This is a genomic window from Flavobacterium chungangensis (assembly GCF_042654045.1).
Lineage (GTDB): Bacteria > Bacteroidota > Bacteroidia > Flavobacteriales > Flavobacteriaceae > Flavobacterium > Flavobacterium chungangensis.
Map to the genome: position 1 here is coordinate 106,940 of NZ_JBHSFY010000017.1, position 23,913 is coordinate 130,852.

The following is a 23,913-nucleotide window of genomic DNA, read 5'->3' on the forward strand; positions in this document are numbered from 1 at the left end:
CATTTGCTTAAATAAGCAAATGATATATATTTGCATTATGGAAGATATAACTTGTATACGACAACAGGCAGATATAAAACAAATAGTCCGCTGTAAAGACAGAGTGCTAGAACTCAATGACTCTTTTGATTATTTATCCAATGGGCTTGAATTGGCTGTTAATAATGTGAGATTAAGAATTCTCTTTTTACTTTATGAAGAAAAACAGCTCTGTGTATGTGACATAAGTGATATTCTTGACATGAGTATTTCTTCAATTTCGCAGCATTTACGAAAACTAAAAGACAGAAAACTTATTGAAACTAAACGGGAAGCGCAAACCATTTTTTATTCATTGGCAAACGAATATGAAAAAATGCTAAAACCTTTCTTCGAAATTTTAGAAAAAATATGAAAACAGAGAATAAAATAATTGGAGCTGGATTTTTTACAGCAATAGCTGCTTCATTGTGCTGTATTACTCCCATATTAGCACTCGTTGCCGGAACAAGCGGGATTGCATCTGCTTTTTCATGGCTTGAGCCAATGAGACCTTATTTCATCGGCCTGACTGTTTTAATTATTGTTTTCTCTTGGTATCAAAAGCTGAAAACTAAAAAGCAGTTAGACTGTAACTGCGATACACAAGAAAAATCAAAATTCGTTAATTCTAAAATGTTTTTAGTAATTATCACCCTATTTGCAGCCCTTTTGCTTTCGTTTCCTTACTATTCAAATATTTTTTATTCAAATACAGAAAAGAAAATCTTAGTCTCCAATAAAACCAGCAGCCAAAAAGCTGAGTTTACAATTAGCGGAATGACTTGTGCCAGCTGTGAAAAACATGTGAATCACGAAGTGAATAAATTGATTGGAATAATAAATTCAAATGTAAATTATACTAATGGTAACGCAATTGTAGAATTTGATAATTCCAAAACTAGTATTAATGAAATTGAAAAAGCAATAAATTCAACAGGCTATACAGTAACTAACAAAAAATTAAAATGAAAATCGTTCTACAATCAATAATAACCTGCCCCCTTTGCTCCCACAGTAAAGAAGAAACTATGCCAACTGATTCATGCCAATTTTTTTACGAATGTGAGAACTGCAAACAAACTCTTAAACCAAATCAAGGTGATTGCTGTGTATATTGCAGTTATGGAACTGTGCCATGTCCACCAATTCAGCAAGATAAAAAATGTTGCTAAATTGAATAATTTCTAATGGACAATAGATTATCATGCACAAATTTTGATTAGAAAATTTTAAGAATAATAATTTAAATTTACTGATGACATTTTTTTTTCACTCTCTTCAACTTAAATCTATAAGTTATTATGAAAGAAATCACATCTATTACTGAATTAACGATTTTTAACATTTAACCCTTACGATACATACAAACCGTTTCTCAACAAACTTTTAAAATAATTATCTTACAAATTCACTTGAAAATAAGCTAATTTCTTTAAATCGTTCATAGAATGATTTGTAAATTGTGAACTAAACGTCACCACATAGCCAAATAGCACCAATTGAAGACAATTGGTGCTATTTTTTTATTGTTTTTAATCAAATTATCAACCTATCTACGATGCATTTTATATTAAGGCATCAGAACTAAAAATAAAACCAAGCGGCCAATGCGATACCATGTAATTGTGCAAGTATCGCTTGCACAATTGAAAAATCAGTGCAAGGCTCAGAAAGGTTCTGCCGTATCTTCTATTTCAAAAAGAAAACCTCTACTTTCAGGAGAATAACTTGTCGAATCAGCATTGAATTGCCAATGATTTTTTAATGCAACAATTGGGTTGGACTATCAGTTCTCAAAAGAAGAAACAGGACTTCATAGCGGCCCTAGCCCCGATAGCAGTGAAAATCCTTTTGTGTCGGGGTTTGGCACAAAAGATTGAAAGGTATAGCGGGAAGAGCTCCTAAAAAACATTTAAGCATACCTACACTAATTTAAATAGCATTTCAATAGCTCCAATCTTCGATTACTGCTTGCTGCTTAATCAGGCAAAAAAACAATTAATTCCAGTTTTTAATTTCCTATATCTATTTGGAAAGATTCAATTCGTTTTTCAAGAAACTTTCAATTTCAAAAAATAGATGGCAGCTATCCGGCATTAATGATTTTCCTTCTGTGTCAAGTAATAGAAATTCTGGAGCGTAATCAGTATAATAGTTTTCTGCGACGGTTTTTTTACTGTTTGGAAGTCCTGACAAATTATACCAAGTCATTTTTTCTTCTTCAACTGCTTGTTTCCATTTTTGAAAATCAGTGTCAATACTTAAATAAACGATGCTGACTTTATCTCCATATTGCTGTTCTATATTTTTTGAAAATTTGATCTCATACCTGCAAGACTCGCAATCACTTGACCAGAAAACAACTAGCACGTATTTTTTGCCATTTAAAACCGATTTAAAATCATGTGCAACCCCATTCACATCAAACCAATTAAAGCTTGTTGCAAATTCACCTTTTTGCAGCATTTTTATTTTACTTAGGTATTTTTTTATGGCAGCATAACTTCCAGAATGTTTCAATTCATCAGAAAACAATTCGATCATGCTAGCGATATCATCCGTTTGCAAACTTCCTCTTTGAAAATAAACGGCCTGCAATACACTGTAACTATCAGGATGTTTTTTAATAAAATCTTTATTTACATAGTGATAATTTAAATCATGTGTATTCAACCAACTGTACAACTTGTGCTCTTTTAAACCTATAGAGGAAACTTGAACATAAGGCATTCCAAGCCACTCGGGATAGGTACAACTGAGTTTTATATCCTCGTTTCCAACTAAAAACTCTCCATCATAGCCATACTCCTCAGAAAGCGCTGCGTCTTTGACTGCAAGATCAGTTATTTCTTCATTATTTTTTAACAGCACAATAGTTGTCATTCTTGTTTCCGGTACAGAAAAATGATACTCAAATTTCCCTCCTATAGCCTTTATGGTATCAATTGTCTCGACAGAATCTCCAAATTCTGCATAGCCTGTCATTTTTATTACGACATGATCAAAATAATTTTTAATTGGAGAAAGGTCAGCCGTTATTTTTCCTTCTCTCTTATTTGCAAATGACTTAAAAGAAAAAAAAGGCAATATTAAAATTAGTATTACTATATTTTTAATTTTCATAATATATTTATTGTGACAAAGTGTTAATTCAAAAACTAAAAAATTCGTAAATTTCTTACTTAATAAGTTATTTATTTACAATTTGAGCTATAATTAGCGATTCCATCTTTCCGCCAGTTAAAATGAGGAACTATATTTTTGTCCGTTTGAATACATTTAAGGTTGGGATTAAAATAGGCATGAAAATTCAGGTTTTGATTGTTTCCATTACTAATATTCAAACTCGTAAGTGAATTTGAGTTGCAATAGAGCGCATATATTTTCGGGTTTTGCGAAATATCCAAACTAACCAACTGATTGTTTGAACAAGTCAAACTGAGCAATAATGGATTTTGGCTTACATCAAGGGCAACCAACTTGTTGCTATAACAAACCAATTCGTTTAATGGAGCGTTGGATACATTTAATTTAACCAGCTGATTTTTATAGCAGCTCAAGTACGTTAAATTTATATTTTTTGAGACATCAAGAGAGTTCAGTTTATTTTCGTCTAAATACGCTTTATTCAAAGCAATATTTTTGCTTAAATCCAAGTTGGTCAATGGCGTATTCATACAAACTAAATAACTCAAATAAATATTATGTGTTAGATCTAACTTGTTCAATGGATTATTACTACAAGAAAAATTCGACAAATAAAGATTTGCCGAAAGATCTATATCTGTTATTTGATTTTCAGAACATCCGAATGACATCAAATTAATATTATGTGATAAATCTAATGTCTTTAACTGATTGGTATTGCAGTAAAAATTAGCTAAAACTATATTTCTGCTTATATCTAAGGAAATTAATTTATTTTTTCCGCATCGCAATTCACGCAAACTTATATTTTTAGAAACATCTAGTTCATCTAATTGATTTCTCTCACAACTTAAAGATGTCAATTTCACACTTTGCTTTAAATCTAATGCAGTTATCCTGTTATTTGAACAATTCAAAGATATCAGAGCTTCATTTCTGCTAATATTCAATATGGTTAATTTGTTTTCTTCACAATTCAAAGTGGTTAATGCCAAATTATCAGATAAATCCAACTTGGTTAGCTTATTTTCTAAACAAATTAGTTTCTTTAATGAAACAAAATCTTCTATACCAGTTAAATCTTTTATATCAAGATTTCTAAGATGAAGTTCCGTTACTTTTGCAATATCAGCAGTAAGAACTTTTCCGTCTGGTACACCATGATCATAACCAGAATCCCTTAAAGCATTTTCAAAATTAATATCAGGAATTAATGTGTATTTATTTGCGTCTTGAGCTAAGATTGTATGAAAAAAAGGCAAAATAATAAATGAGAATACAGTAAAATAAATTCGCTGTTTTTTATTTTTTTTTGATGAATAGCTATTTGTAATTAACACCCTCTATTTTTTTAATTAGTTCTTTTTGTTTTACATCCTTTATTTCTTTTTTACTAAACTTAATAAATAAGAAATCCTATCCGTATAATATTTGGCATTTTTTTGATAAAAGATTCTGGCATCGGGTTTTAAAGCAGGATCATTATCCCACACAAATTTACCAGGATGCTTCACTTGAAACTCCTTCATGGTCTTAGCAAAATAATAATATGTTGTCTCTTTCCATTCTGCTTGTTTTCTTTCAAATGTTGCTCTTTCTTCTTCAGTTTTATTTCCATAAACAATTTCTGAAACAGCATTAAAAACTTCTGTCTCCCAGAACTGAAGTTCATGATAGTATTCTTTTCTGCAATTTAACTCTTCCTTACTATTGGTTATAATGCATTCATTAAGTTCTTTTTCAGCGGTTGGCAAAGGATCCGTAATGTTTTGGCTAAAACAAGTTGTCAATGTTAAAATAAAAAATAAAATAAATTTTGAAGTCATTATTACAGTCAGTTTTTTAATAAATTTTGGTTTTGCAATTATAATAAAAACGAAGTTAGGAATTTTATCAACTGACAAAGAATCACTAATTGCTTTTTCTCTTAAATTAAGTCTACTGAGATAATTGTAACCATTTGTTTTTTTGCCCAATTATACTTGATTTCTTTTTGCTATAAATTTTCCATGTGTCTATTTTTAAATAAACAATTATCTTAGAATATTTATCTACGAATTATTTTGGAATTAAACAGATTTTTACATCAATCCCCAACAGGACATCTAAACCAAATTTACATAGCCAATGGAAGACAGACCACTACATATAGAAAGCCAATTTCTTCAAATCATCCAAAAATGATGTTGTAATTTGTCCTGTCCCCGTCACAACGCCAAATGGCGCCAATTGAAGACAATTGGCGCCATTTTTTATTTATTTTTACTATATAATCAACTTAAAATAATTTTTTCCTTTACTTTCTCTTTTTGACTGAAATTAAATTTTTACTACAGACGGAGGCGTCCATTGATTTTTAATAACGGACTGCTTTGGGCCGTAGCATCTGAAATATAAACAGAAATCATCTGCAGGGCTTGGCAGCCAATTGGCTTTTTTGTCCCCTTCCGGCTCCGCATGCTGCACATACAATGTAAGGGAACCATCGACATTGTACTTTAAATCCCGGTTTTTGGTTCCAACCGAATAGCGTTTTATGACATTGGGATAGAAAAAGTGATGCTCGTCATAAAGTGTAAGAGACCAGAAGCCGTCTACAGGCGGAAGGTTACCTTTTGCAAATGTCAGGGTATACTGTTTAGAACCATTCAGTCGAGATCCTTTTGAATCGAGATCCTGATAAAAATACTTTGTTTCTTTACCTGCATTCACCAGTATATTGGATTTTGCTATGGCTGTACGGGTGAAATAATCCGTTCCAAAAGCAGCACAGTTATCGGCAGTAGTCCAGTTCCCTGGAAGAGGTATTCCCCAGTTGCGAAATTGCAGTAATGGATCAACCAGTTCTTTGTCCGCTTTATGGGCTTCATCAATCATCGCTTTTTTCAATGCAGGATCTTTCTTTGCTGCTTCGATCACCGACAGTACCTGTGCGTAACGAGCTTCCTCGCCGGGCAATGGAGGAGCATCTTTCAATACAATAGGAAGCTGATCGAAAAAGGTATCTGGAAAGACCCATTTCGTTTCTTCAGATCCGCCATCTTTTGTCGGCGAACCTAAGGATGGAAGCCTACTCCAGTCCTGCTGTTTCATTTTTCCGTCAAATTTATCCAGAGCATAGACATCAATAGAATTAATTATGGCCTGGACTGCATTTTTATCTGAGGGCGTATCATCCTGAAAAACTCTAGGTACAATAAAGGCTGTGCCTGTTTTGCTGTAAAATACTTTAGTGATTCCTTTAGGCACCTCTCCTTTCCAGTTAGGCCCCGCCAGCATGTAAAACCCTGGTTTTGTACCATACATCTTCCCAAGCTGGGCAAAAGCATCTGTGCGAAGATCCACCACCTGATATACCCAGAAACGCTTGCCAAAATCCGGAACCTGTATCACGACGGGAGTCTCATCAAGAGCGGCAATAGCAGCTCCGTAAACCACATCCTGATTTGGACAGGCAACCCAGCGCTGTTCAGGCTTAATATAATCATGCAACATTGCCAAAGAATTTAATGGCGCAAATGGCAGTACGCCATTCATAAGACCTACTTTTGGTGACTGCTTGAACGCAAGACGTCTGTTGTAAATGTTTTCCATTGGCCAAGCCCAGAAATAGGCATCTCTTGCGACCTGTCTTGCATAAGATTCTGTAATCTTTACATTTACATCGGGGCCATTCGGTACTGAATCCGAAAATTTGCCTGAAACATCACCATCAGTTTCTGCAGAAGAGAATGTTCCATTTTTATCACTTTTATTCTTATTGCAGGCTGTCATTGCAAGAAGTACAATGATTAAAATCAATTTGTTTTTCATCTTTTAAAATTTAAAAAATAACTATAGCTTATTTAATTTTTTCTACGTCATTTAGTTTCCACCTCTGATCATACAGCTTTGGAGTTGGGCCTTAAAAGCGGGCTAAAATTTTAAATTTCCCTTTAGGGTCCGTTGGAATTCAATTTGATTCGCCGGATTCAGGTGCAGTTGATTTTAGCAAAAGCATCAACCGCTAGTTGAAAATGTACTGCCAGCATGCACCAAATGGCAGATTCTATTCCTCGTTGATACAAAATCTGTTCCTGAATATTAGCGTGCTTAAAATCTGAAATTGCCGAAACCTTACATAATCTACTAAAAAATAAACAATTTCAAATTATTATACAGTTTAAAGCTACAATATTTTTTTTAAAATACATTCACTTTTATGCACAAGTATAAAAATCAACAACATTAACTAGAGCTTCTCGTCCAAGTATCGTTTTTGCTTATGTCAAGTCATGGCAATTTTTGCTCTGGACTTGGTACTATCATGCCACAAAATGTTAATGAGAATATTAAAGGTTCTGTCGCATCTGTCAGAATCAAATATAAAAATTGAAGTAATTTAAAAGTTAGCCCGCCAATTTACAGAATGATTTAAACATAGTTATCCCTGGTCTAACCATTTGATTCTTTCTCAGCATATGCACAACTTCAATTCCGCTCAATGTTCGTCTTGCCGATTCAAAACTTTTAAAGCCTAACCCATTTTGTATCCTCCATTTTATAAATCGATGGTCCTGTTCGACAATATTGTTGAGATATTTACACTGCCGGATTTTAATCTTTGTGAATGAACGTTTGTTATAGACTTTGATAGCGGCAGTATTAGAACCGCTTTTATCAATGTTTACTACTCTTGGTCTGTAGTTATTACTAATTGCTTTAATTAGAAATGACTGCGCACTCATTCTTTGTCTTTTTCTGGTCAAAAGAAAATCAACCGTATTGCCTAATTTATCTACTGCCCTATATAAATAACACCAAATACCTTTTACTTTGATGTAGGTCTCATCCAATCTCCAACTCTCCCCCACTCTGCCTTTTCTCTTCTTCATTTCTGCCTCAAGCAAAGGTGCAAACTTGTAAACCCAACGCTGAATCGTCGCATGATCCACAATGACTCCTCTAATCTTCATTAGTTCTTCAACATCACGGTAACTAAGTGTAAATCTTAGCTTGAAATATACTGCCTGAAGAATTATGTATTTTGGATAACAATGACCTTTAGTATTCATCTTTTGATCGGTTTAAAATTCTAAAGATAAAAGTTATTCCCAGATGCGACAGAACCAATGAAATTATGGCGTACAAAATTAATGCTCACAGGATCTCATTTTACAAACCTTTTTAAACTGCAAGATATTGAAAACAGCATTATATCAGTACAATACCCCCAGCTGTAAAATAGTCCGCAGGCCAAGCTCACATTATCCACAAACCCTTAAATGAGTTTTTTAAGCATGCCGTCAAATATAAAACCATGAAACGGCAGCACGGCATACCAGTATAGTCTTCCCATAAGACCGTGGGGTTTAAAAGTGGCCGCCTGATATAAGGTATTGTTGATTATTTTAAATTCCAGCCAGGCTTCGCCCGGAAGTTTCATCTCGGCATACAAAACCAGTTTGCCCTTCTTCTTATCGGCATATACAACCCTCCAGAAATCCAGTGCATCCCCTGCATGTATCTGCGTTTTATGCGTCCTTCCCCTTCTGGTGCCCACACCGCCAAAAACCTTATCGATGAATCCGCGCAGCTCCCAGAGCCAGTCGGCGTAATACCACCCGGTCTCTCCTCCTATGGACCAGATCCGAGCAATTGTATATTCCCTGTTTATGACTGCTCTTTTTCTTCTGTCAATGTAACAGCCCTTTTTTGGGACCTTCAGGTATTGGGAAACATTTCCTTTGAACTGTCCGCTGACACGGGAGTCTTTCCAGCTCGAGATGATATCATCATCACTGATTTTTTTCAAAGCCCTCTCTAATGCCTGCCGGTAAGTAATAGGTGTAACGCCCAGCAGGCTGTTAATCCTGTTATCTCGGCAGATGACTTCCACTTTCATGCTGCTGACCAGCGCCGAGGCCAGCTTAAAGGAAGTTGAAGTCACAAAATACAGCCAGTAGGACGATAATTTCGGGGTCATCACCGGTACGGTGTAAATGTATCTCCGTAGTTTTTTTGCTCTGGCAAACTCCAGCAGCATTTCCTTGTAGGTCAAAATATCAGGTCCCCCGATATCAAAACTTTCACCATAAACTGCCGGATTTAACAGCGAGCGGATTAAAAACTCCAAAACATCGCTGATGGCAATCGGCTGGCATTTGGTATTGAGCCATTTTGGGGTAATCATAAGGGGCAGTTTATCCACCAGATCACGTATTATTTCAAAAGAGGCGCTTCCCGATCCTACTATTATTCCGGCCCGAAGCACCGTTAAGGGCAATGCTGCAGTCTTTAAAATATCTTCCACCGCCTTCCTTGATGACAAATGTTTGGATAATGACTTATCATTTACAATTCCGCTGAGGTAAATAATCTGTTTTGCATTTGTCTGGTTTATTTTTTCTATAAAATAATGTGCCGAAATGCTTTCCAGCTGATCATAATTGGAAGCGCCGGACATGGAATGGATCAGGTAATAGGCCGCGTCTATATCATCGGGAATACTCTTCAGGCTTTCCGGATCCAGAAAATCAGCTTCAATGACCTGTATTTTATTTTCAAATTGTTCAGGAAAGTAAAACCTGTTTTTATCCCGAACGCAGCAGATTACTTCATTTCCGTGATCCAGCAGCAAGGGCAGCAGCCTCTTGCCGATATAACCTGTAGCGCCTGTTAAAAGAATTTTCATCTCTGAGCTGTTTTACAATTTAAAGCTTACCAAACCATAATCCATCGCGAAAACCTGGCCTGAAATTGATGCTGCATCTTCAGAGATAAGATAGCCAGCCATACGTCCAACCTCCTCGGGTTTTAGATAATTTTTCAAGGGGTGTCGTTCCTTCATATTTTCCTTCATCCTGTCGTTTCTTAAAATAGATGCTGATAAAGAAGTCTCTGTAATAGTCGGGGCAATAGCATTGATACGGATTAACGGGGCAAGCTCGGCGCCGAGCGATTTAACCAGACCCTCTACTGCTGCTTTCGAGGCCGCAATACTGGCATGAAAAGGCATTCCGAGTTTTGCCGCAACACTGCTGAATAAAACAATAGAAGGTTTTTCCCCTTTCTTTAACGCAGGCAGATAATGCTGAATCACTTTGACTGCTCCCACCACATTAATTTCAAAATCATTTCTGAAATCATCCAGGCTTAAGCCCAGAATGGGTTTCAGGTTTATAGATCCCGGACAATAAACTAGGGCATCCATACTTTCAAATTCAGGCAAAGGATCCCCGAGCACATCGATTGCAAAATGAATTAAATTCGGATGGATAATATCAGGAGCTGTCCTGCTGATATTGATAATCCGGCAGTTTTCCAGATTCTGCATTACAACAGCATTCCCTATTCCTTTACTGCCGCCAACAATTACAATAGTTTTCATTTTTTTAAGATTAAATTTAAGAGCTGGGAGGACTGTTTGTGCTATGATTTTCAATAAAATAAGATATTCTTTATTAATAAAATAAGATATTCTTTATTAATTATCAAAAAAGCTAAACTGTGTTTTAGCATAAAGTTATCTTAGTATCTTAAAGATAACAATTGTTTGACAATTTTAAATAAATATTAAACAAAATAAAAATTATTTTATCTAAATTAGCTATGCTCTTCTCAATTCTTCAAGGAGAATCCCTCAAAAAATACAATCATGAAAAAATTAAAACAGCAGTTTGCTGATCGTGACCTGGACCGCATTATTGAAATGGCATGGGAAGACAGAACCCCTTTTGAGGCTATTGAACACCAGTTTGCGCTTAAGGAAGCTGATGTAAAAACTTTAATGAAGAAGGAACTCAAAACAGGCAGTTATATACTTTGGCGTAAAAGGGTAGAAAATTGTAAAACAAAGCATCTGCAGAAACGCTGTGAGCAGATCAGCCACTTTAAGTGCAGAGAGCAGCGGGGCATTTCCAATAACAAAATAGCAAAGAAGAAATAATAAAAATGATTACCTGCCAATTATTGGAATTATGATAAAAAATATGGAATCCCTGTAACAGGAAACTTTTTAAAAACCAGTATATTCGCCATTAAAGACCAAAACACCAATCAAACCTAACGCTATGTACCGAAATCCAGGGCTTCTACAAAATATAATTGATGCTATCCCTCTTCCCGTCGGGGTGTATGTGGGAGATAATTTAGAAATTGCACTGGCCAATGATGCCATGGTCAAAACATGGGGCAAAGGAAATGATGTGCTTGGAAAAACCTATCTCAGCGTGGTTCCTGAAATTGAAAACCAGCAGATTCTCGATGAGGCCCTTGGCGTTCTTAAAACCGGAACTGCCTTTCATGCTGTGGGCAGAAAAGTAGATCTGGTCATGCAGGGAATTATGACCGAATATTACTTTAATTATAGTTTTATTCCGCTTTTTGACGAGCATGGAAAAGTCTATGGCGTGCTTAACACCGGCGCTGACATCACAGATCTGCACAAAGCAAAAGAAGAAACCCTGAAAGCAAATGAAAAATTAACCATAGCCATAGAAAGTTCCGGGATAGGAAGTTATGAAATAGACCTTGAAACCAAAAAAATCAAGACTTCAGCAAATTTCAATACGATCTGCTCGATTGGAAGCGAAACAACAAATGACGATTTAATTGCAAAGCTGCACCCAGAGGACCTTCATGCGCGCGAAAAAGCGCACCAGCAGTCCGAGGAAACGGGAAAAATATGCTATGAAGCGCGGATTTTAAATGATGACGGCGCCTACCGCTGGGCTAAAATCAATGGAAAGATTATCAAGGACAAGGACGGGTCTGCAAAGACCATCATTGGTATTGTTCAGGATATACACGAGCATAAGGAATTTCAGGAGGAACTAAAAAAGCAGGTCGCAAGCCGTACAAATGAGCTCACGCGTTCCAATCGTGATCTGATGCATTTTGCCAGCGTAGTGAGCCACGATCTTCGAGAGCCGCTGCGAAAAATTAAAATTTTCAATACACTCTTACGAAATGACATAGAAGAAAATGTTAATGAAAAATCTAAAAAATACCTTCATAAAGTAAGCCAGTCCGCCCAGAGAATGGAAAATATCATAGAGGGAATTTTGACCTATTCCACCCTTGACAAAACTTCACAGTTTATAGAAACAATTAATCTTAATAAGGTTATTGAAGACATAAAAATAGACCTTGAGCTCATAATAAGGGAAAAAGGTGCTATTTTAGTTACTTCTGATCTTCCACAGATTCAGGGAGCCCCGATTTTAATTAACCAGCTTTTCTATAACCTCCTGCAAAATGCCTTAAAATTTTCCAAAGCGGACCAGCCTCCAAGGATTATCATAACAAGCAGCATCATCAATAGTGACGGCCAGGATTTTGTACAGATAAAAATAAAGGATAATGGTATTGGAATTGAGGCTGAATTTGCAGAAAAGATTTTTACGGCATTTGAAAGACTGCATTCCAAAGACCAGTACGAGGGAAATGGCCTTGGGCTTGCCCTGTGCAGAAAGATTGCCGAAAGGCATAATGGTAAAATAACTGCAGCCGGGGAAAAGGACAACGGCGCTGAATTTACGGTGACCCTTCCTTTACAACAAAAAGCCGATACGCTGTAGAAATTGAAATTTACAACTTCCCGCCGTTAGAGCAATTTTACAAATAACAGCAATCTGTCTGATAAAATAATATTAGACAGCTTCATAAACACATATTTTTTTTATTTTGCATTCCTGTAAATTTCAATCTTGCCAATCACATCAAAATCCAATGTGTAATGGGCAGCAGGCTGATAATTTTCATCGGTGAGGACAATTTTCATGACCTGATGAATTGAAGGATGAGTGTCTGTATCTGCATTTTTTGAAAGAACAGGGTAAAATGACAATATTCCCTGCGGAACATTACCGTTTATAAAAAAAACAAATTCTTCTATTTTAGTGGGCTCCACAAAAGACTGACCTGGAAAGTTAAGTGGATTTTGCCCTATAAAAGCCTGAAACTGCTCAAGCTCAGTACTATTAAAGCACAGTGCGTTTAAACTGGAACTATCGGCCTTGTCAAGTCTGAACCATTTGAGATTTAGAATTAACCTTTTAGAATTAAAACTGCAGTTAAAATATGCCAGCTGTGTATTTATGGTATACATGAAGACTTTCCTTTGTTAAATTTAATTCTCCTATTCAATTTTAAAAAGTTACCCTGATTTCATTATGTTTCATTACTGATGCCATGACCAGGAGCCGCATCATTTTAAAAAGCCGATACTGTTATTGTACTGCTAACTTACTGCAATTTAATCCTGCAATAAAAGCCTGAATAAAATTTAGAATCATTCTAACGGCAGCAGCCTGATAACCAAAGGTATTTTGAAGTAATTTTATTTGGAAATTATAGACCTATGAAAATGGATGTTATGGATAGAGAGATTCTCTCGGACACTCTTAAAAACATAGATAAAAAAATTGAAGGGTTAAATAATCAAAAAATTAAAGCCTTCTTTGAGTCTCTGGGACTGGAGCAAAGAGATGACATTGCTAAAGATTATCTGAACTGGGAAAACATACTTATTGTGGTTCCCAGCCGCAGTACTTTAAATGAACTGAAGAAATATAAGTATTCCATATCCCGAATCTCTTTTATTGCAAATCCTAATGCAGAGCAGATTCATATTTACGATTTTAATGAATGGAAAAACAGCACCCGGAACAAGACACAATTTCAGATCAGGGAACTGCTGAAAACCAATTTTGGAGGCAGTCCAAAAATATCTGAAAATCGGGACTGGGTTAAATTAATGCAAAAAAATCATGGAAGCTGAAAATCATTACATCACCAGAAGCGGGTGGCTGAGGGCAGCAGTTCTGGGCGCCAATGACGGAATTTTATCCACCACCAGCCTGGCTATTGGCGTGGCAGCTGCAAGCGTGAGCAGAGAACCTATTCTGCTGGCGGCAACAGCCGGTTTAGTGGCAGGTGCATTGTCCATGGCCGCAGGCGAATACGTATCGGTAAGCTCTCAGGCTGATGTTGAAACTGCTGATCTTACCCGCGAGAAAGAGGAACTTAAAAATATGCCTGAATCAGAGCTTGAGGAACTGACCCATATTTATATGAAGCGCGGGCTGAACAGTGAACTGGCAAAACAGGTTGCAGTCGAATTGACAGCCCATAATGCACTTCAAACACATGCGAGAGATGAGCTCGGAATCAATGAAATTACCCAGGCTAATCCCTTAATGGCCGCTTTCGCATCAGCTGTATCTTTTGTCATAGGGGGCTTGCTGCCGCTGCTGGTGGCTATTTTCGCTCCCATAAAAGAAATGGTATTGTACCAGTATGGTTTTTCAATACTCTTTTTGGCATTATCGGGAATGCTGGCCGCTAAGGCCGGGGGATCCCATACGCTGAAAGCTGTAATGCGTATCTGCATCTGGGGAACTTTTGCAATGGCAGCCTCAGCCTTGGTCGGTTATATTTTCGGGGTTCATACGGCTTAAGAAAAACAGTCCTGAAGCCGGAGTAAAAATTAATTGAATCTTAAGCAATTAAAAAAAATAAGAATCGCAGCAATGCGTTATTTCGTATATACCTAAAAACAGACTGCAAAATGAAACTAATTACATTATTGCTTTTAATGACCGTGCTTCCCATTAACTGGGAACCTGATTTTAATAATGCAAAAAAAACAGCAAAAGAAAAACATGAATTAATACTGCTCAACTTCTCGGGTTCAGACTGGTGCGGACCCTGCATTGTGACGCGCAGAGATTATCTTGAAAGCCAGGTATTCTCAGAGATGGCAAATGAAAATCTGGTACTTGTTAATGCTGATTTTCCAAGGAAAAAGAAAAATATCGGAACACCGCAGCAGGTTAAACGAAATGAAGATTTAGCCGAAATATACAACAAGGAAGGAAATTTTCCCCTGACGCTTCTTTTGGATGCCGATGGAAAAGTGCTTAAAACCTGGCATGGAAAACCCGAATCTACTCCTGAACAGTGGACTGCCGAAATAAAAGCGATCTGTGAGAGCCGAAAATAACATGCTTAAAAACCAAAAATATTCCGAGTCCCTAAAACTCATGGGGAACAGCTTTACCATAACAGTTGTTGCTGAAAATGAAAAAACAGGAAATGAGAATATTGCACTTGCCACCCAGGAAATCAAACGGATTGAAAAACTTTTGACTACCTATAAACAGGACAGCCAGACCAATCTGATCAATGATAACGCAGGAATAGCACCCGTTAAAGTAGATTTGGAGGTTTTTAATCTTATTGAAAGATCTATCGGAATTTCGAGAATCACACAAGGTGCATTTGATATTTCTTATGGAAGTATCGACAAAAGTCTGTGGAATTTTGACAAATCCATGACCAGTCTTCCTGATGCCCAGACCGCTCTCAAAATGGTACACCTTATTGATTACCGAAATATTATACTTGACAGGGAAAATACAACAGTATTTCTAAAAGAAAAAGGAATGCGGATTGGTTTTGGAGGTATCGGAAAAGGATATGCTGCCGAGATGGCAAAACAAATTCTTATAAAACATAATGTACAGAGCGGCATAATTAATGCCAGCGGAGATCTTTCGGCATGGGGACTGCAGCCCAACGGCAAAAAATGGACCATCGGTGTGGCTGATCCTGACTCGCCAAATGCGGCATTCTCCTATATGGAAATCTCAAATAAGGCGGTGGCAACCTCGGGCAATTATGAAAAATTCGTGACCATTAACGGAAAAAAATATTCGCATACCATTGACCCAAAAACAGGACTTCCGATATCGGGAATAAAAAGCGTGACCATTATCGCCTCAAATGCAGAATTTGCAGATGCTATGGCAACTCCTATAGCGGTAATGGGGATTAAAGCAGGCTTGTTTTTAATAGATCAGATACCGGATCTATTTTGTATTATAATTGACGACAACAACAAAATTTACACTTCTAAAAACATTAACCTGAAATGAAAAAGCCAAGGCAAAAAAATCTCGTGCTTTTATGCAGTATTGCTTTAACAGGCATTCTTCTCACATCCTGCACCTCTGTAAAGGAATACCAGAAAGGAAAAATCAACGATTCTGAAATGGTACTTTCCAACAGGAAAATAGAAAAGACAGAACTTAGTTTTCAATCCTACCGTGAGGGAGCTTCCGGGGCCAATTCAGGAAAAAGCGGCGGCGGCTGCGGCTGTAACTAATTTTCATACGATCAAAAAATGAAAAGAATATTCATTACAGGATTTGCATTATTGGCATTATTTCAGGCAAGGGCGCAGAATGTCCCGGCCGATTCTACCAGTTATAAAAGCAATAAATTAAAATTGGAAGAAGTTAATCTGGTTTCGAGCTATTATAAACAAGACGGAAACAATTCAGCCGTTACGGGTGGAATCGGTTCTGAGCATCTAACTGATATTGCCAATACCATTGATGTTAAGCTGGTAAAATACGGCCAGACCGGAATCAAGCATACCTTTGATATTGAAGCCGGTATTGACCATTATACCTCTGCTTCATCAGATATGATTGACCTGAGCGCTAATTCATCTGCATCGTCTTCAGACAACCGCTTCTACCCTTCTTTGACCTACCTTAGGGAAAATGAAGAAAAAGGAAGAACGCTTGGAATCGGCGTTTCATCATCAACGGAATTTGATTACCAGTCTTTTGGAGGAAATATTGCCTTCTCGCAGAAAACAAAAGACAGAAACGGGGAATTCACGGCCAAATTCCAGACCTTTATAGATCAGCTCAAATTAATTGAGCCCGTTGAACTTCGTGCTCCGGGAAGTGAAGGTTATGAAAGTGCTAACAGAAATACTTTTGCAGGGACTTTGAGCTACTCCCAGGTTGTAAACAAAAACCTGCAGCTAATGCTTGTAGGGGACGTCATCAGCCAGAATGGCTATTTAAGTCTTCCTTTTCACAGGGTTTATTTTGCTGACGGCTCTGTCCATCAGGAAAAAATGCCCGATACAAGACTTAAAATCCCATTGGGAATAAGGGCCAGTTATTTCTTGGGAGATAACGTAATTATTCGCGCTTATTACAGATATTATACCGATGACTGGAGCCTGAAAGCACATACGGCTGACCTTGAAATTCCTGTAAAATTAACACAGGCGTTTTCTGTGAGTCCGTTCTACAGGTATTATACACAGACAGGAACGAAATATTTTAAACCGTACGGCGAACACACCGCTTCTGATGAATATTATACCAGCAACTATGATTTGTCTAAGTTTGACAGCAGTTTCTTTGGGATGGGAATGAAATTCACACCTCTTAATGGAATTTTTGGGCTCAAGCATTGGAATACGCTGGAGATTCGTTATGGGCATTATACCAGAACTACCAATATGACTTCTGATATTATCAGCATCAACATAAAATATAAATAACACATAATCAAACAAGTGTAATGGATATGAATTTACGGCATGCTTATTGTTTTTATCCAAATATAATAATGAATTTAAAAGTAAAATCATGAAAACTTTAAAATATTTTTTGATCGGGGTATTATTCCTTTCATTTGGTTACGCTCAGGCTCAGGTATCAGTAAATGTAAACATAGGAACACCTCCTGCCTGGGGACCTGCCGGTTATGCGGATGCCCGTTATTATTATCTGCCGGATCTTGAAACCTATTACGATGTAAGCACGTCCAATTATGTTTATCTCAATAACGGAAAATGGGTGCGAACCAGATCACTTCCCTCTGCCTATCGAAACTATGATCTTTATAATGAATATAAAGTAGTACTGACTGATTACAGAGGAGACAGGCCTTACGACAGCTTTAAATCCCATAAAGTAAAATATGCAAAGGGCTATAAAGGAAAACCTCAAAAAACAATAGGACAAAAGCCAGGAAAAGGAAACAATAAAGATAAAAGCCACCATGATAATGGAAACCATAATGGAAATGGCAAGGGAAAAGGAAATGGTAAACATTAATTTAAAAGAGGCTTTGGGGAGCCTCTTTTTTTATCTTCAAAGAGCAGCCAATACCTCATATTTTAAAATATAATCCATAAAAGCTATTCAATCAGTCTATTTTACAGATCGGTTTTAAAACGGCTGCAATGATTTAGATTCATAAAAAAAGGGTTCATGACTTAATTTAAGTACAATGAACCCTTTCCATGAAACAGATGTTAATTTACAAATAAATCAGAAAGGAATTGATATTTATAACTGACTTTTATTCAAAAATAATAAGCACTATTACAATAGAATTAAGGTCCTTTGTAACTAACTTAAATTTACACGTATTTTATACAATTTTTATGGACAGCTCGAATTTAATTTGTTAGATCTAAACTTGCAAAAGTACCATTGATTTCTTTCATTACTTCAGTGAAAGCTGGGTGAACTTAATTCTGTCTTTAAAATTAAAAATAGTTGAAACACTTATGCTTTCATTGATTTTATTGTGCTTAAGGAAAGATAAAAGTCATTTTTTTTTTACAGTATTCTTAGGGCCAACAAATGAAAATTTAAGTTTCTGTTGCACATCTGGATCTTTAGAAATTTCCCTCATTTCATCATCCATCCCTGAAGTTAAAGGCACTATGCCAGTTTTGCCATTCACCATATTTTTAATCATCAGGATCGGTGAGAACAGCAAGAGTTCAGCTTCCATACTTTTCGAAAAGAAAAATCCAAATCAAATGACTTTGCACATTACTATTATATGTTCATCAATGTTTAGAAAGCATTTTACATCAATCCTCAATAGTCTTAATGTAGCTTTATTAAAGATTTAATCTAAGCTGATCTATGATTCGAAGTCACTCTAAGTTTATAGGTATTTTTCTCTCTTGATTTATGGTAATTTTTTGACATTAATTCCAGTTCAGATTTATAGCTGTAATTACCATTAATCTAATTATAATAAATATCTAAATTATATGCATTATAGCCGCTGCCTAAGATATTAACTTGTATAACCATTTTATTTACCTATATTCGCTTAGTATAAAAATTACCTCATTTACCATCAAGGTATACGTTCTAAATAATTATTAAAATATAGGTGCTTTTCCAGCAAATTACTGCCGTTATTTTTCAAATAAAACATCGCTTACTATGAGCATTAAAGAAAAAAATGGTATTAAGGAAGTAGTGCTTTCTGATGAAAATAATTCAGAGAATAAGGTACATCCCACAGGAGAAAAGTTACCACTTCAGAAAATCAAAATATCAAAAAAAGCAGTTCAGCCTTTTAGCAACAGCATTAAAGCCGAATTTCACAATAAGCAAATAGAACCTGAAATTTTAGCACTTAAAGAACAACTTGATGCAAATGAACAGTATTTGTTAAATCTAACAAATGCTATAAACACCACAAACGCATCTGTTGAGTTCGATATGGATGGCAATATTTTAAATGCCAATAAAAATTTCCTCAAAATTATGGGCTACACTGCAAAAGATTTGCTGGGAAAGCATCATAGTCTTTTAGTTGATCCCTCCTATTCAAAATCAAATGCGTATCAGTTTTTTTGGAACAGCCTGAAAAAAGGTATTCATCAAAGGGACGAATTTATCCTGACGGCGAAAAACGGCAAATTAATATGGTTTTCGGGCAGTTATAATCCTATTTTCAATACTCAAGGGAAACCTTATAAGGTCTTAAAAATAGCAACAGACATAACACTTTCCAAAACACAATTTTTACAGCTGGCTGTCCAAGCTCAGGAAAAGGAAAAAAGATCATCTGAGTTAGTTATTGCAAATAAAGAACTTGCTTTTCAAAATAAGGAAAAGGAAGACCGTGCTGCAGAATTAATCATTGCAAATAAAGAATTAAAATTTCAGAATGAACAAAAAGAAAAACGAGCAGAAGAATTAATTAACGCCAATAAAGAACTGGCTATTCAGAGTATTGAAAAAGAAAAACGTGCTGCTGAACTTATAATAGCCAACAAAAAACTTGCTTCAGAAAAGATTTTGAAAGAGAAAAGAAAAGTGGAAAAGCTAAAAAGGGCTGCAGAATTAATAGTTAAAAACAGAGAACTTGCCTATCAGGAAAAGCGAAGCAGTGAACTGACCCTGGCTAATGATGAACTAAAAAAAGCGCAGGAAGAACTGGGATCATTTTCCTACTCAGTTTCACATGATCTGCGTGCACCTATTCGGGCGATTAACGGTTATACACAAATACTGATAGAGGACCATGCAGATTCAATAGATGATGATGGAAAAAAAATCATCCAAGCCATAGTCAACAACTCCAATAAAATGGGAATATTGATCGATGACCTGCTTGCTTTCAGCAAATTAGGACGCAAAGAGGTCTCATCTAGCAATATAAATATGACCTCACTAGTAAATGGAGTCATAAATGATATAACATTTGAAAAAGGTGAAAATACACCCATTTTTGAAATTGAAGAACTTGCCCCAGCAAATGGAGATTCCTCACTGATCAAACAGGTTTGGATCAATCTAATCTCTAATGCTATAAAATATTCAAAATACAAGCCAGAGATAAAAATCAAAATAGCATCAACGTTGCAAGACCACAAAATCATCTACAGTATAAAAGATTGGGGTGCAGGATTCGATATGGCTTATTATGATAAATTGTTTGGCGTTTTCCAGCGTCTGCACTCGCAGGAAGAATTTACAGGAACAGGCATTGGACTGGCGATTGTGCAAAAAATTGTCAGCCGGCATTCGGGAGCAGTTTGGGCAGAATCAAAACTAGATGAAGGTGCTGAATTTTACTTCAGCCTGCCGAATATTAAACATTAAAAAAACAAAAAAAATGGATTACGAAGATATTGAAATTTTATTTGCCGAAGACAGCATGGAAGATGCTATGCTGACCGTGCGCGCTCTTAATAAAAGCGGCTTTACAAACAAACTCCTGCATGTCAAGGATGGCGCCGAAGCGCTTGATTTTCTGTACTGCAGGGGAATCTATTCAAAGAGAAATCCAAAATTACATCCCAAACTTCTTCTCTTGGATTTAAAAATGCCCAAGATGTCAGGAATGCAGGTATTGGAAAAAGTCAAAAGCGATGATGCGCTTAAATCTATTCCAATAGTCATTCTTACCTCTTCCCAGGAAGATCCGGACATTGCAGAATGTTATAGTCTTGGTGCTAACAGTTACATTGTAAAACCTGTAGACAGCAACAACTTTTTTAATGCAATAAAAGAACTTGGGATGTATTGGATGATCCTGAGCCAGCCTGCTAATTAAGGATTTAACTTATATTCCTAAAACTATGATTCTATAGTAAATGAAAAAAGATATTAGAGCATTGATATTAGAAGACAATACTTCTGATGCAGATTTATTAATCCGCCACCTGAGAAAATCAGGGGTGTCGTTTGTAACAAAAATAGTCGATTCAAGAAATGTTTTTGAAGAATCTCTTGATACATTTTTGCCCGATATTATCCTATCAGATTATACGCTGCCTTCATTTGATGCTGTTTCTGCGTTTAAAATAGTAAAAGACAGGAGCCTTAATATACCCTTTGTCATAATTTCAGGTACTATTGGGGAAGAAAATGCTGTCATGCTTATAAAAGAAGGTGTTACGGATTATGTTTCCAAAAATAATTTCTCATCCCTGATCCAAAAAATAAATCGTGCCCTGAAAGAAGCAGAAGAATTAGTTCAGAAAGAAGAGCTTATTGAAAAACTAAAAATACAGACTGCAGCACTGCTTAAGGCAAATCAGGAACTCGAACTCCAAAATGCGGAGAAGGAAAAAAGAGCAATTGAGCTATTGAATGCAAATAAAGAACTGCTTGCTTTTAATTTTATCTCAAGCCATGACCTGCAGGAACCGCTGCGAAAAATTCAGACTTTCATTTCCATTATAATGGAAAAAGAGATCAACACGATGACTGAGGCGGGAAAAAACAATTTGAAACGCATACATGTCTCGGCAACAAGAATGAGACAGCTTATTGAAGATTTACTGGAATTTTCAAAAGTGAGTGTACTGGAACATCCCTATGAAGTGAGTGATTTGAGTGCTGTAATCGAAGATATTAAATCAGAATTTTCAGATGCAATTGATCAAAAAAAAGCTGTTTTTAAAATAAACGGATTAGTGCCTGCCTATATAAGGCCATTCCAATTTCGCCAGCTTATCTATAACCTGATATCAAACTCCTTAAAGTTCTCTATACCTGATATTGAACTTCATATTACCATACAATCTACTATACTTAAGTACAGTGAATTCAAGCTGCTTAATCTGCCAGGTAGTACGCAGGTTTGTGACTATTGGAATCTTACTTTTAAAGATAATGGAATTGGCTTTGAAGCTCAATACAACGAGACTGTCTTTATCATATTTCAAAGACTCCATCACATTGAGGAATATCCCGGAACGGGAATTGGTCTGGCTATTGTAAAGAAAATTGTAGAAAATCATAATGGAATTATAACCGCTGATGGTAATTTAAACAAGGGCGTTTTATTCAACATTTATATCCCAGTAATTAAACAAAAATTTTAAATTTATATTTAATTTTAGCCTTAGAAATCTATTAGATAATAAGGAAAATGGCATTGCACGCTATTTGTTCAATTATCGTATTAGTGCATGTAAGAGCATTAAAAACATTTTTAAACTCATAGCAGGAGCCCCATTTAAACGAGTTTTAAAATCACAAAACAGGCATTTTATTATTTGTGTTTTTTAGATATTTCTTTTCTGCCTTTTCTTTTCCAAAGAATAAATCCCGTAATAGAAAGTATTGCAGGACTGAATCCGGCAATTACATACAAAATTTTTATCCAAAAACTGTCATAATCCCCCCTGTGAAGCTGTTTCATGATCCAATAAAACCGGTCGGAAAATGATTTTTCTTCAATGCGTATGGTTTTGATCCAAGTTCCGTTATCACTGTCATAATAAACGTCGCTGCCTTTACCAAAATACAGCGGGTTTTGGGTATCAGAAAACTCACCGCTTACTATAATATCCGTTTTTTTATCAGCAGCTATTTTTACGGCAATTGGATTGAAATTTGGAATTTCCCAGGCATGTTTTATCACCTGGTCAATATTTGCCCTTGTCCGATAATTCTGTTCTTTCTTAGAAATTAATTCCCATTCAGAAGGTAAAAAAAGACTTTTATTCATCCAGAAACCTGTAAAAAAAAGAATAAAATTAAGCAACAGGGTCCAGACACCAATAATCCTGTGCAGCGAAGAATAAAGGGTTCTGGAAGATTTACGATTTAACTTCTCTTTAAAAACAAGTACAGCAAATATCTTTTTGCGATAAATGATCACACCTGTAATTAAGTTTAAAATTAATGCAATGGCCGCAATGGCCGTTATAAGCCTGCCTGGTTTATCAATTAAAAGGGAATAATGCGCAGCATACAGCCAGCGGAAAAAAGGCGATTGTAAAGAGCTAAAACTGCCTTCTGCTACAATTTTTCCAGAATAAGGGTCTACCATACAGCAATAGAGATAATTATCGCTGACATTATCCTGATAATTAAAAATCATAAATTCATAGGTGTCGCAGCTATTTCTGGGAAAAGTCTGCAGCATGATCTGCCGCGCCTGGGGATACCTCTCAGAGACTTTATGATACATCTGGTTTAATGAAATGGTTTTACTGCCCTTTACACAGCAATGCATTGGCGGATTATTGAAATACTCAATCTCTTTTTTAAAAACCAATAAAGCGCCCGAAATTCCAAAAAACAGATACAGTACCCCGAAAAACAATCCGAGGCAGCTGTGCAGTTTAAATGAGGTCTTTGTAATTTTTTTCAATGGAAGTTCTGAATTACAGCA

25 protein-coding genes are annotated in these 23,913 nt (G+C 36.1%); 15 read left to right on the top strand and 10 right to left on the bottom strand.

Translation table 11 applies throughout. The features are described from left to right. Positions 1 to 37: 37 nt before the first annotated feature. From ACFO3N_RS22040 to ACFO3N_RS22050, 3 genes are read left to right on the top strand one after another with little or no spacing between them, the layout of a single operon-like run. The gene (locus ACFO3N_RS22040; protein WP_379801008.1) at positions 38 to 394 is read left to right on the top strand and encodes an ArsR/SmtB family transcription factor; all 357 of its coding nucleotides are present in this window, start codon (positions 38 to 40) and stop codon (positions 392 to 394) included. Further along, positions 391 to 990: a mercuric transport protein MerTP gene (gene merTP / locus ACFO3N_RS22045; protein ID WP_111378129.1), complete on the top strand. Its 600-nt coding sequence runs from the start codon at positions 391 to 393 to the stop codon at positions 988 to 990. The genes ACFO3N_RS22040 and merTP overlap by 4 nt, the downstream gene beginning before the upstream one ends. Then, a complete protein-coding gene (locus ACFO3N_RS22050; RefSeq protein ID WP_379801009.1) occupies positions 987 to 1,193 on the top strand; it encodes a GDCCVxC domain-containing (seleno)protein in 207 nt (68 codons plus the stop codon). Before merTP ends, ACFO3N_RS22050 begins: the two co-directional genes overlap by 4 nt. 853 nt (positions 1,194 to 2,046) lie before the next feature. On the opposite strand, the gene ACFO3N_RS22055 is transcribed toward ACFO3N_RS22050, so the two are convergent. The 7 genes from ACFO3N_RS22055 to ACFO3N_RS22085 form a co-directional block, all read right to left on the bottom strand. Then, the gene (locus ACFO3N_RS22055) at positions 2,047 to 3,144 is read right to left on the bottom strand and encodes a TlpA family protein disulfide reductase (RefSeq protein WP_132991104.1); all 1,098 of its coding nucleotides are present in this window, start codon (positions 3,142 to 3,144) and stop codon (positions 2,047 to 2,049) included. A gap of 71 nt (positions 3,145 to 3,215) precedes the next feature. After that, positions 3,216 to 4,508, bottom strand: a complete 1,293-nt coding sequence (locus tag ACFO3N_RS22060) for a leucine-rich repeat domain-containing protein (protein ID WP_379801010.1) — start codon at positions 4,506 to 4,508, stop codon at positions 3,216 to 3,218. Between the two features lie 39 nt (positions 4,509 to 4,547). After that, positions 4,548 to 4,994 carry a hypothetical protein gene (locus ACFO3N_RS22065; RefSeq protein WP_132991106.1) on the bottom strand — a complete coding sequence of 149 codons (447 nt, stop codon included), beginning with the start codon at positions 4,992 to 4,994 and terminating at the stop codon, positions 4,548 to 4,550. Between the two features lie 493 nt (positions 4,995 to 5,487). Further along, complete coding sequence (locus ACFO3N_RS22070) at positions 5,488 to 6,981, bottom strand: DUF1254 domain-containing protein (protein WP_379801011.1); 1,494 nt, start codon at positions 6,979 to 6,981, stop codon at positions 5,488 to 5,490. Positions 6,982 to 7,556: 575 nt separating this feature from the next. Next, positions 7,557 to 8,222, bottom strand: coding sequence for an IS6 family transposase (locus ACFO3N_RS22075; RefSeq protein ID WP_278021729.1), 666 nt, complete (start codon positions 8,220 to 8,222; stop codon positions 7,557 to 7,559). 206 nt (positions 8,223 to 8,428) lie between these two features. Continuing rightward, positions 8,429 to 9,841 carry an SDR family oxidoreductase gene (locus ACFO3N_RS22080; RefSeq protein ID WP_289660290.1) on the bottom strand — a complete coding sequence of 471 codons (1,413 nt, stop codon included), beginning with the start codon at positions 9,839 to 9,841 and terminating at the stop codon, positions 8,429 to 8,431. A 12-nt stretch (positions 9,842 to 9,853) separates the two neighbouring features. After that, positions 9,854 to 10,537 (bottom strand): SDR family NAD(P)-dependent oxidoreductase, encoded by a 684-nt coding sequence (locus ACFO3N_RS22085; RefSeq protein WP_379801012.1) that lies wholly within the window; start codon positions 10,535 to 10,537, stop codon positions 9,854 to 9,856. A 267-nt stretch (positions 10,538 to 10,804) separates the two neighbouring features. On the opposite strand from ACFO3N_RS22085, the gene ACFO3N_RS22090 reads away from it, so the two are divergent. Both ACFO3N_RS22090 and ACFO3N_RS22095 read left to right on the top strand, forming a co-directional pair. After that, on the top strand, positions 10,805 to 11,095 hold the full coding sequence (locus tag ACFO3N_RS22090) for a TIGR03643 family protein (RefSeq protein ID WP_379801013.1): 291 nt from the start codon (positions 10,805 to 10,807) through the stop codon (positions 11,093 to 11,095). A gap of 124 nt (positions 11,096 to 11,219) precedes the next feature. Beyond that, positions 11,220 to 12,728, top strand: coding sequence for a sensor histidine kinase (locus ACFO3N_RS22095; RefSeq protein ID WP_379801014.1), 1,509 nt, complete (start codon positions 11,220 to 11,222; stop codon positions 12,726 to 12,728). Positions 12,729 to 12,829: 101 nt separating this feature from the next. Here ACFO3N_RS22095 and ACFO3N_RS22100 read toward each other — a convergent pair whose 3' ends face one another. Further along, positions 12,830 to 13,258, bottom strand: coding sequence for a hypothetical protein (locus ACFO3N_RS22100; RefSeq protein WP_109193309.1), 429 nt, complete (start codon positions 13,256 to 13,258; stop codon positions 12,830 to 12,832). Between the two features lie 252 nt (positions 13,259 to 13,510). Here ACFO3N_RS22100 and ACFO3N_RS22105 point away from each other — a divergent pair, with 252 nt between their 5' ends. The 7 genes from ACFO3N_RS22105 (at position 13,511) to ACFO3N_RS22135 (ending at position 18,080) form a co-directional block, all read left to right on the top strand. After that, the gene (locus ACFO3N_RS22105) at positions 13,511 to 13,930 is read left to right on the top strand and encodes a hypothetical protein (protein WP_240622578.1); all 420 of its coding nucleotides are present in this window, start codon (positions 13,511 to 13,513) and stop codon (positions 13,928 to 13,930) included. Continuing rightward, entirely contained in the window at positions 13,920 to 14,609 is a 690-nt protein-coding gene (locus ACFO3N_RS22110) for a VIT1/CCC1 transporter family protein (RefSeq protein ID WP_109193308.1), read from the top strand. The genes ACFO3N_RS22105 and ACFO3N_RS22110 overlap by 11 nt, the downstream gene beginning before the upstream one ends. A gap of 110 nt (positions 14,610 to 14,719) precedes the next feature. Further along, on the top strand, positions 14,720 to 15,154 hold the full coding sequence (locus ACFO3N_RS22115; RefSeq protein WP_109193307.1) for a thioredoxin family protein: 435 nt from the start codon (positions 14,720 to 14,722) through the stop codon (positions 15,152 to 15,154). 40 nt (positions 15,155 to 15,194) lie between these two features. After that, complete coding sequence (locus ACFO3N_RS22120; protein ID WP_317047875.1) at positions 15,195 to 16,088, top strand: FAD:protein FMN transferase; 894 nt, start codon at positions 15,195 to 15,197, stop codon at positions 16,086 to 16,088. Continuing rightward, a complete protein-coding gene (locus ACFO3N_RS22125) occupies positions 16,085 to 16,318 on the top strand; it encodes a DUF4266 domain-containing protein (RefSeq protein ID WP_109193305.1) in 234 nt (77 codons plus the stop codon). The genes ACFO3N_RS22120 and ACFO3N_RS22125 overlap by 4 nt, the downstream gene beginning before the upstream one ends. A gap of 18 nt (positions 16,319 to 16,336) precedes the next feature. Continuing rightward, positions 16,337 to 17,521, top strand: coding sequence for a DUF3570 domain-containing protein (locus ACFO3N_RS22130; protein ID WP_109193304.1), 1,185 nt, complete (start codon positions 16,337 to 16,339; stop codon positions 17,519 to 17,521). Positions 17,522 to 17,609: 88 nt separating this feature from the next. Beyond that, entirely contained in the window at positions 17,610 to 18,080 is a 471-nt protein-coding gene (locus ACFO3N_RS22135) for a hypothetical protein (protein WP_109193303.1), read from the top strand. A 499-nt stretch (positions 18,081 to 18,579) separates the two neighbouring features. Here the strand turns inward: ACFO3N_RS22135 and ACFO3N_RS22140 are convergent, their stop codons facing one another. Then, a complete protein-coding gene (locus ACFO3N_RS22140; protein WP_379801015.1) occupies positions 18,580 to 18,768 on the bottom strand; it encodes a hypothetical protein in 189 nt (62 codons plus the stop codon). A 446-nt stretch (positions 18,769 to 19,214) separates the two neighbouring features. Here ACFO3N_RS22140 and ACFO3N_RS22145 point away from each other — a divergent pair, with 446 nt between their 5' ends. Genes ACFO3N_RS22145 through ACFO3N_RS22155 form a run of 3 tightly spaced genes read left to right on the top strand, consistent with a single transcriptional unit; the run spans position 19,215 to position 22,615 of the window. Then, positions 19,215 to 20,885, top strand: coding sequence for an ATP-binding protein (locus ACFO3N_RS22145; protein WP_111290894.1), 1,671 nt, complete (start codon positions 19,215 to 19,217; stop codon positions 20,883 to 20,885). Positions 20,886 to 20,898: 13 nt separating this feature from the next. Next, positions 20,899 to 21,339 (top strand): response regulator, encoded by a 441-nt coding sequence (locus tag ACFO3N_RS22150; protein WP_109194853.1) that lies wholly within the window; start codon positions 20,899 to 20,901, stop codon positions 21,337 to 21,339. 40 nt (positions 21,340 to 21,379) lie between these two features. Continuing rightward, positions 21,380 to 22,615, top strand: a complete 1,236-nt coding sequence (locus ACFO3N_RS22155; RefSeq protein WP_289660317.1) for a sensor histidine kinase — start codon at positions 21,380 to 21,382, stop codon at positions 22,613 to 22,615. Positions 22,616 to 22,785: 170 nt separating this feature from the next. Here the strand turns inward: ACFO3N_RS22155 and ACFO3N_RS22160 are convergent, their stop codons facing one another. Continuing rightward, on the bottom strand, positions 22,786 to 23,892 hold the full coding sequence (locus tag ACFO3N_RS22160; RefSeq protein WP_109193298.1) for a PepSY-associated TM helix domain-containing protein: 1,107 nt from the start codon (positions 23,890 to 23,892) through the stop codon (positions 22,786 to 22,788). Between the last annotated feature and the right edge of the window lie 21 nt (positions 23,893 to 23,913).

Coding starts and splice junctions, on each gene's coding strand:
- ACFO3N_RS22040 (WP_379801008.1), top strand. CDS start 38: ATGGAAGATATAACTTGTATACGACAACAGGCAGATATAAAACAAATA.
- merTP (WP_111378129.1), top strand. CDS start 391: ATGAAAACAGAGAATAAAATAATTGGAGCTGGATTTTTTACAGCAATA.
- ACFO3N_RS22050 (WP_379801009.1), top strand. CDS start 987: ATGAAAATCGTTCTACAATCAATAATAACCTGCCCCCTTTGCTCCCAC.
- ACFO3N_RS22055 (WP_132991104.1), bottom strand. CDS start 3,144: ATGAAAATTAAAAATATAGTAATACTAATTTTAATATTGCCTTTTTTT.
- ACFO3N_RS22065 (WP_132991106.1), bottom strand. CDS start 4,994: ATGACTTCAAAATTTATTTTATTTTTTATTTTAACATTGACAACTTGT.
- ACFO3N_RS22070 (WP_379801011.1), bottom strand. CDS start 6,981: ATGAAAAACAAATTGATTTTAATCATTGTACTTCTTGCAATGACAGCC.
- ACFO3N_RS22075 (WP_278021729.1), bottom strand. CDS start 8,222: ATGAATACTAAAGGTCATTGTTATCCAAAATACATAATTCTTCAGGCA.
- ACFO3N_RS22080 (WP_289660290.1), bottom strand. CDS start 9,841: ATGAAAATTCTTTTAACAGGCGCTACAGGTTATATCGGCAAGAGGCTG.
- ACFO3N_RS22085 (WP_379801012.1), bottom strand. CDS start 10,537: ATGAAAACTATTGTAATTGTTGGCGGCAGTAAAGGAATAGGGAATGCT.
- ACFO3N_RS22090 (WP_379801013.1), top strand. CDS start 10,805: ATGAAAAAATTAAAACAGCAGTTTGCTGATCGTGACCTGGACCGCATT.
- ACFO3N_RS22095 (WP_379801014.1), top strand. CDS start 11,220: ATGTACCGAAATCCAGGGCTTCTACAAAATATAATTGATGCTATCCCT.
- ACFO3N_RS22100 (WP_109193309.1), bottom strand. CDS start 13,258: ATGTATACCATAAATACACAGCTGGCATATTTTAACTGCAGTTTTAAT.
- ACFO3N_RS22105 (WP_240622578.1), top strand. CDS start 13,511: ATGAAAATGGATGTTATGGATAGAGAGATTCTCTCGGACACTCTTAAA.
- ACFO3N_RS22110 (WP_109193308.1), top strand. CDS start 13,920: ATGGAAGCTGAAAATCATTACATCACCAGAAGCGGGTGGCTGAGGGCA.
- ACFO3N_RS22115 (WP_109193307.1), top strand. CDS start 14,720: ATGAAACTAATTACATTATTGCTTTTAATGACCGTGCTTCCCATTAAC.
- ACFO3N_RS22120 (WP_317047875.1), top strand. CDS start 15,195: ATGGGGAACAGCTTTACCATAACAGTTGTTGCTGAAAATGAAAAAACA.
- ACFO3N_RS22125 (WP_109193305.1), top strand. CDS start 16,085: ATGAAAAAGCCAAGGCAAAAAAATCTCGTGCTTTTATGCAGTATTGCT.
- ACFO3N_RS22130 (WP_109193304.1), top strand. CDS start 16,337: ATGAAAAGAATATTCATTACAGGATTTGCATTATTGGCATTATTTCAG.
- ACFO3N_RS22135 (WP_109193303.1), top strand. CDS start 17,610: ATGAAAACTTTAAAATATTTTTTGATCGGGGTATTATTCCTTTCATTT.
- ACFO3N_RS22140 (WP_379801015.1), bottom strand. CDS start 18,768: ATGGAAGCTGAACTCTTGCTGTTCTCACCGATCCTGATGATTAAAAAT.
- ACFO3N_RS22145 (WP_111290894.1), top strand. CDS start 19,215: ATGAGCATTAAAGAAAAAAATGGTATTAAGGAAGTAGTGCTTTCTGAT.
- ACFO3N_RS22150 (WP_109194853.1), top strand. CDS start 20,899: ATGGATTACGAAGATATTGAAATTTTATTTGCCGAAGACAGCATGGAA.
- ACFO3N_RS22155 (WP_289660317.1), top strand. CDS start 21,380: ATGAAAAAAGATATTAGAGCATTGATATTAGAAGACAATACTTCTGAT.